Source organism: Snodgrassella alvi (assembly GCF_002777425.1).
Taxonomy (GTDB): Bacteria; Pseudomonadota; Gammaproteobacteria; order Burkholderiales; family Neisseriaceae; genus Snodgrassella; species Snodgrassella alvi_B.
This window is the reverse complement of record NZ_MDVC01000085.1, coordinates 1-2,106: the sequence shown is the minus strand read 5'-3', so window position 1 is coordinate 2,106 and position 2,106 is coordinate 1. Positions and strand designations below refer to the sequence as shown.

The following is a 2,106-nucleotide window of genomic DNA, read 5'->3' as shown; positions in this document are numbered from 1 at the left end:
TTTAATCTGTATCAGTATGCGCCTAATGGGTTGACTTGGGTGGATCCGTGGGGGTTAATATGTAAAGCTCCAAATGGCTATAAAAAAGGTGATGTAGACATACATGGTAACTTATCTCCTAATGCAAATAGAGCTTTAGGCCATAGAAACACTAGATCTGATGCTTTCGTACAAAGCCATCATCCAATACAAGACGCTTGGGCTAAAAGAAATATAACTAGTTATCGAAGAAATGCTGCACCAGCGACATTATTACAATCTTCTTCTGGTTTACCACATGCTAACATTAGTCAAGCACAAAGAGCTAGAAGATCACTTAATGGAGGATGGAATACAACCTTAAAACAAGAATTCAACATAAGTTACAGGGAAATGCTTGACGCCGGTGTACCTAAAGCACAAGCAAAAAAAGCGTTAAATGATTCTTATAAATATTTCGATAGCATTAGAAATGCTAATATAAATAATCCTTTTTTTGACTTATAGAATATTAATTGAATGGTAAATTTTTTATGGAAAAGAAATCAATTATAGAAATATTGTATATTCTTGAAAAAGAAATGAATATCAAATTTCCAAGTTTATATGTACGATTTTTGTCAGAAGAGGTCCAAGATAAAGAGCCGTATGAATTAATCACTGAAAAAGAAGAATATATATACATATATAACATATATGACATTCAAGAAAGAAATGATGTATATAGTATACAAAACATTGAACCCAATTATTTTTTAATAGGTCAAGATGGTGATATAGGCTATTTTATATACGTCAAGAAAAATAATGAGTCTGATAATATATATAGTTTGGATTTAGGCGCTTTAGGTTCTTTAGAAATGAATAAAGAGGCAACTGATATTTATCACTTAGGGAAATATATCGAATGACATATTTGTAAACATGAATAATACTAACCGTATAATTTTTCTTATAGAATTGAGAATTACAACTGAAATATAGAATATAATGTCTTAAAAAATGATTATGGAGAAGTGCCTTAATTGTAGTAGTCTTTATTTAATCTGACATTTAGTGTATTTAAAACCAATAATGGAGTGTCAGTAATGAATCAATCTGCAAAAATAATTAAACCAAAATTAGGTCTTTTAGAACTCGCTAAACAGTTAGGTAACGTTCAGCAAGCCTGTAAAGTCTTGGGATATATCGCGACAGCTATTATCGCTTCAAAAAACTCTATGAACAGGGCGGAGAATTAGCTCTTCAGGAAATAAGTCGCAAAAAACCTATAGAGAAAAATCGCGTAGAACCTCATATTGAGCAGGCTGTCGTTAATATGGCTTATGAATTTCCTGCTTATGGACAACATCGGGTAGCTAATCAGCTACGTCTGCAAGGAATAATGGTCTCTGGCAGCGGTGTACGTTCAATCTGGTTACGCCACGATTTAGAAAGCTTCAAAAAAAGGCTGATCGCTCTGGAAACAAAAGTAGCTCAGGAAGGGCTTGTGTTAACAGAAAGCCAGCTACAGGCTTTAGAGAAAGCGAAAGCAGCGCGAGAGGCACAAGGTGAAATTGAGACCCAGCATCCTGGTTACTTATGCGCACAAGATACATATTATGTTGGTCATATTAAAGGGATTGGGAAAATATACCAACAAACGTTTATTGATACCTATTCAAGACTGGCGTTTGCTAAAGTATATACGGAGAAAAACAGTTTAGTTGCTGCGGATATACTCAATGATAAAGTGATACCATTTTTTGATAATGAGCAGGTAGCGCTTTTACGAATTCTGACGGATAGAGGAAGTGAGTATAACGGTCATAAAGAGCGTCATGCATACGAACTATATCTGAATTTGGAGGATATAGAGCATACGAAAACAAAAGCTTACAGTCCGCAAACGAATGGTATCTGTGAGCGGTTCCATAAGACGATGAAGACCGAGTGTTATGATATTATGTTTAGACGTAAAATATATACAGAACTGAAAGAGATACAACAAGATATTGAGCTTTGGCTAGAGTTTTACAATCGGGAAAGAGCACATTCAGGGAAATACTGTTATGGTAAGACACCCTGGCAAACTTGGGTAGAGACAAAAGGACTGGCTAAAGAAAAGCAGCTAGAGAATTTATTTTA

The 2,106-nt window shown here is 34.6% G+C and carries 2 protein-coding genes and 1 pseudogene; all 3 read left to right on the top strand.

Annotation, left to right across the window (positions count from 1 at the left end):
- On the top strand, positions 1–486 hold a 486-nt coding region (locus tag BGI33_RS07535; RefSeq protein WP_218965123.1), incomplete at its 5' end, for a hypothetical protein.
- A gap of 26 nt (positions 487–512) precedes the next feature.
- A complete protein-coding gene (locus tag BGI33_RS07530) occupies positions 513–890 on the top strand; it encodes an SMI1/KNR4 family protein (protein WP_100089918.1) in 378 nt (125 codons plus the stop codon).
- Between the two features lie 177 nt (positions 891–1,067).
- Positions 1,068–2,106: pseudogene (locus BGI33_RS07525) on the top strand (IS481 family transposase); the annotation flags it as partial.